Annotated in this window: 4 protein-coding genes; 3 read left to right on the top strand and 1 reads right to left on the bottom strand. The window is 34.7% G+C overall.

Annotated features, from left to right (window positions below):
* The 3 genes from G561_RS14765 to G561_RS0113085 form a co-directional block, all read left to right on the top strand.
* Nucleotides 1-279: integrase core domain-containing protein (locus tag G561_RS14765; protein WP_155954127.1), on the top strand; the 279-nt coding region annotated here is incomplete at its 5' end.
* Between the two features lie 2,075 nt (nucleotides 280-2,354).
* Complete coding sequence (locus G561_RS0113090) at nucleotides 2,355-2,864, top strand: hypothetical protein (protein ID WP_028859942.1); 510 nt, start codon at nucleotides 2,355-2,357, stop codon at nucleotides 2,862-2,864.
* A gap of 61 nt (nucleotides 2,865-2,925) precedes the next feature.
* Nucleotides 2,926-4,839, top strand: coding sequence for an NERD domain-containing protein (locus G561_RS0113085; protein ID WP_028859941.1), 1,914 nt, complete (start codon nucleotides 2,926-2,928; stop codon nucleotides 4,837-4,839).
* A gap of 9 nt (nucleotides 4,840-4,848) precedes the next feature.
* Here the strand turns inward: G561_RS0113085 and G561_RS0113080 are convergent.
* A partial coding sequence (locus tag G561_RS0113080; protein ID WP_028859758.1) for an IS5 family transposase occupies nucleotides 4,849-5,122 on the bottom strand: 274 nt, incomplete at its 5' end.

Raw genomic sequence — 5,122 nt, 5'->3', positions numbered from 1 at the left:
GAGCAGGGTATTGCTATCAGTATGGATGGTCGCGGTAGGGCTCTGGATAATATCTTTGTGGAAAGGCTTTGGCGGTCAGTGAAGTATGAATGCGTGTATTTGCGACAGTTTGAGACAGTCAGTCAGGCAAGAGCAGGTTTGAAAGAGTATTTCGAGTTTTACAATCATGAGCGTTTACATCAGTCGCTCGATTACCATACTCCTGCACAGGTTTATCTGGCTAACAATAGTTCGGATAATGAATCGTTTTATCAACCCAATTCTATCTTAATTTTATGATAATTTGGTCTAGACATTGGGGAGTACGTTACCTATTGCTCTGTCTGTGCCAAAAAAGAAACGACACAGTCACCTTACAGAGCAAAAGGAGTTGTGCGTTTTACCAGTCTTTATTTTTCATCGCGCTGGAAGTAGCCATAAACCCACGATGTTTTTTTAGAATATCAACCTGAATATAAATTGTCAAATATATACTTCAATGAATTTTATTCAGTTTTGTAGTCCATTAAATTTAACTTGCGTATCAGCCCCTATAAAACAAGCACAAAAAAAAGCCCCAATCAAAAAGATTAGGGCTTTCTTTTTTTACTAAATGCTGGTAGGCGTAACTAGATTCGAACTAGCGACCTCTACCATGTCAAGGTAGTGCAACGAATTTTTCGTTAAATAACGTGGGATGTATATTAACCTACATCCATTGATATGTAAAGGATACAGGGATTCCTAGGGAGTGATTCAGTTTAGGTAAAATAGGGTAGGTTAAAAAATTAGGTCACCGTTAGGGCACATTAAATGACAGTGTTTTTGACCGTCACTCTAGTGAGTACAGTGAACTATCTCTGGTGTTATTTTGCTTCTAAATACTCTCGAAGTACAGATTTTCCAAAAGATGAAAATCAGATATACATGTCTTTTTGGTATTGTCATGTCTAATTTACTCATTTGATTCTGCAAATATAAGTCAGCATAAAGTATAAAAAACATCTATAAGATCTCTCATAACAGCAACTAACACTGCCAGTATATGAGCTGGAGTGGATTAATAGTCGGTGTGTTACTTCTTCTAATACAATAAAGCAGGTCAGGATTTTGCCATCATCAAATATTATTGAGATGGTGCACCTCTGTGAATATTATTTTCTATTAGGGCGCAGACTTCCGTGTAGCTAATTATGGCTAAAATTAAACTATACGATAAAGTAAGCTCCATACGCTTTGATGTATCCTGAAAATATGTTAGCTCACTTCAGAGCTTCAGGATATAACTTGAATATATACTATAAATTGCAAGGTAGAATGTAGTAACTCCTTAATAAGTTAGATAGCTATTTATGATAAAAGATCACTAATGCTCTAAACAGCCTCCATAAGTTAAATATTACTTGTGGGGGCTTTTTCTACATCTTGCTTTAGAGTCGTTTTATTTTGGATAGAGGAGCATACAAGAATGTATGACTTAAAAGGTTCTTGACATGTGCATTAAGCAACATATTGTATAGGCGTTCTAAACAACTTTACAAATTTAACTTTATCGGTAAAAATATAGAAAACTTAACGACTGTTAAAGTTAAGAGATATTAAATAGAAGATTTTTAAAAATTGTGATGATTGTATTGAAGAGCTAGAAAACCTGATTAGTAATAACGCCGTTCAAATACCTAAGTTTTATAAATTATTTTATACAAATTGCTCAGAAGAGTAAAAAGAACAGGTCTGAGATTTTATAAAACCATACTTAGCCTCTAGCCTCTGTATTTGATACGGACTATGATTTGATTCTAAATATGCTATTAGAGAGCTCTTTTTATCATAGATATTTCAATAGTTTTTATCTTCATAACAAGCTTATTGAAGAGCAGTTAGAGCAAAATGAAGAGCTTGAAGTATTAATCTATGAGCTCTATTTGGAACTAGAAAATGAAACTAAAGCATTTAATTAACTAAAACTCTAGCTGCATGCAATGAGTAAGTGTTTTATCCGATTTTACTAAATTAAATGTTAAATGTTGGAGGCAGGGATGCCCGATGCTTTTTTTGCAACCATAAGAAAAGTAGAGAATAAGCTACTTAGTGATGATGAGGTCATTTTCTGTGGTCAGGGAATCCATATATTCAACCCAATACTTAAAGATACGTTGATTATTGATGACAGGTCTGATTGTACTGAAAATCAGCTCAATAAGTGGACTGTAACTTTTTTAAAGACAGTGCTTTTAATCAGACACTAACCCTTGATGTGAAAGCTACACAGCTAGTTGAAAGCTTGCAAGAGGCTAAAATTAGGGATAAGAGGTAATATCAAAAGTAGCTCTATTTCTTAGCAGTGAGAACCTAAAAGAAGAATTTTATTATTGATGTTAGCTCTAGCTTATCAGCTAGCTTTTCAACAAATTAATGAGGAGCGAGCAGAAGCCCTTAAAGGACTCGAAATTAATAGAAAGAATGATGCTCAGATTGAAAGGCGAAATAATTTATATGCTCAAGCATCACTCTTTAATGCTAGAAACTACTTTTTCAATCCTATTCAACTTAGCAGGTATCCAACATATAGATGTTGGGAAGATTTCCGAGAAGCTTTTCAGTTGCCGATGAAGTATCGTGAAACCAATGAACAGATTATTCAAGTACATAGCATATTAAGTCATCAAAGACAAAAGCTAGAAGATATTAATAGACAGAAAGAAATAGAGGAACACAGAAAGGAACAGCAAAAATCTGAGGAAGAGCGTCAAAGATTGGATAAAGCTAGATTAGAGCAACAAAAAAGTAAAGATAAGCTAAATAAAAAAATCAGTTTATTTGGTCTGTTTCTATCATTCTTAGGTCTTATAGAAGTTGCGGATGTAATGGGCTGGATTAGTTAGTCCATTTCAATAAATAATTTTATCAGGTAAATTAATAAATAGGATAGTAAAGGAAGCTAGTATGGCTCAGATGATACCAGACTCCATAGGTCAAGTTAAAGATTCAACAGCAGGGGAGCGTAGAGTATATGACTTATTAAAAAAGACGCTACTTCCTGATGAGGATTGGATGGTTTGGTATGATCCAGCTGCTACTTTACATAATAGACATGGTGATTTTTTAGTCTTTTCAAAATACCATGGGATTATATTGGTTGAAGTGAAAGATTGGAGTCTGCAATATATTGAGAGTGCAACACCTAATCAATTCACTTTACAAGATGGTAATGGAGGCATAAAAAAGCGTGAGAACCCGATAAAGCAGGCACGTAGTGTACAGTTAGCTGTGAGAAATCTATTAGAAAAGAGGTACTCTTTAAGAGATAAGAGGGGAGCGAGTTTATTACAAGCTTCAGGCAATCATAAAGGAAAATTAAGATTTCCAACTACTGAATGCGTTATTTTCACAAAGATTGAAAGAGCTCAAGCTGAAAAAGCTGGCTTATTGGACGATAAAATATTAAGTCACAAAAAGTGCATATTTCAAGACGACTTAAGAGTTGATTTTGAGGATAAAGAAGCACGAGATGAGTTCGTTAGTAGACTACTAAATTCGTTCGATTATCGATTTTCATTTACACCTCTTAGTAATAAAGAGTTTGACGCCGTTAGGTACGCTCTATTTCCTGAGCTTCGAATACAGCAACCTGAGCTTGATTTAGAGATTGTACTTAATAATGATGAGTTAATTAAGATATTAGATAAACAACAAGAAGTAACAGCCAGATCTATTGGTCCTGGTCACCGAATACTAAAGGGTGTAGCAGGTAGTGGTAAGTCACTAGTTGTCGTTTATCGTGCTAAGCATTTAGCTACATATAATCCAAATTGGAAAATTTTGGTTGTTTGTTTCAATATTTCATTACGTAGTCATTTGGGATCAAGCTTAAATAACGCTCATATCGAACCATACAAATCAAAGGGTACAGGCTTTATTGAAGTTAAGCATTTCCATGGACTGTTGCCAAAAGAAGTGAATAAAAGAAAGCTGAGTGGCGAGAGCTGGGACGAATATAACAAGCGTATTTCTAATGAGATGATGCAGGTTCTTAATAGCTATAAAGACGAAGATAAATACGATGCTATTCTGATTGATGAAGGACAAGATTTTTCTGAAGACATGTTAAAAGCTGTCTTAAGCTACCTCTCAAGCAAAGATAGCTTGCTATTTTGTTATGATCCTGCTCAAAATATTTTCCAAAGAAGTCGCTTTACTTGGAAATCAGTTGGCCTGAATGTGCAAGGTAAAAAACCGACCTTATTAAGTAAGAGTTATCGTAATACGCGACAAATATTAGAGTTATGTACTGAGTTTCAAGGTGAAGACACAGAAATAGAAAGTGATAATCAAGCATTGGTGCCAGACTATGGAGACTGCCGAGAAGGAGATCTTCCCGTTTTAGTAAGTCAACCAACCTTTAATGATATGGTTGATTATATTGCTCAAGACATTAAGTCACATGTTGATAGTGGGGTACCTTTAAACGATTTTGCAGTTATTATTATGGAATCTGATCATAAAAAACAGATTGTTGATAACTTAATTCCAAGGTTAACGGATAGTTTAAAAGAGCTTGGTCTTTCAGGTGGTTGTGTTAAAGGAATTCTAGATCGTCAGGCTAAAATAAACCTAGATTTGCTTGATCCAAGTGTAAAAGTAATGATGACTGATTCTTGCAAAGGGCTAGAGTTCAGGAATGTTTACTTCTTAGGTTTAGCTGTTCATGACACTGATAGTGACATATTGAGAAAAACAGCGTATGTAGGAATGACTCGAGCGAAAGAATATCTAACCATTTTGTACTCTAAACCAAACTTTTATATTGAAGAGTTAAAAGAGATTCTAGAGAAAAGTAGTCATGACCGAATTTTCTAGGGCGTGTCCTCAATTTAACCTACAGTGAATAATAGTACAAGCTAGGTAAAGCATAGATTTAAAATTGCGTGCTAGCTTTTCATAGCGTGTTGCTATACTGCGAAAATGCTTTAATCGAGCGAACATATTTTCAACTAGATGGCGTAATTTATAAAGGTAACTGTCAAACTCTGGGTTAGGTTGTTTCGTATTTTTTCTTCTAGGAATAACCGCTCTCATGCCATGTTCTATCGCTTTATCTCTGATTTTCTGCGAATCGTATCCTTTATCAGCTATAAAATAT

This window comes from Psychrobacter phenylpyruvicus DSM 7000 = NBRC 102152 (assembly GCF_000685805.1).
In the GTDB taxonomy this organism is placed as follows: Bacteria; Pseudomonadota; Gammaproteobacteria; order Pseudomonadales; family Moraxellaceae; genus Psychrobacter; species Psychrobacter phenylpyruvicus.
The sequence above is the reverse complement of the archived record's forward strand: the minus strand, read 5'-3'. Positions and strand labels throughout refer to the sequence as shown.

Coding starts and splice junctions, on each gene's coding strand:
- G561_RS0113085 (WP_028859941.1), top strand. CDS start 2,926: ATGGCTCAGATGATACCAGACTCCATAGGTCAAGTTAAAGATTCAACA.
- G561_RS0113090 (WP_028859942.1), top strand. CDS start 2,355: ATGTTAGCTCTAGCTTATCAGCTAGCTTTTCAACAAATTAATGAGGAG.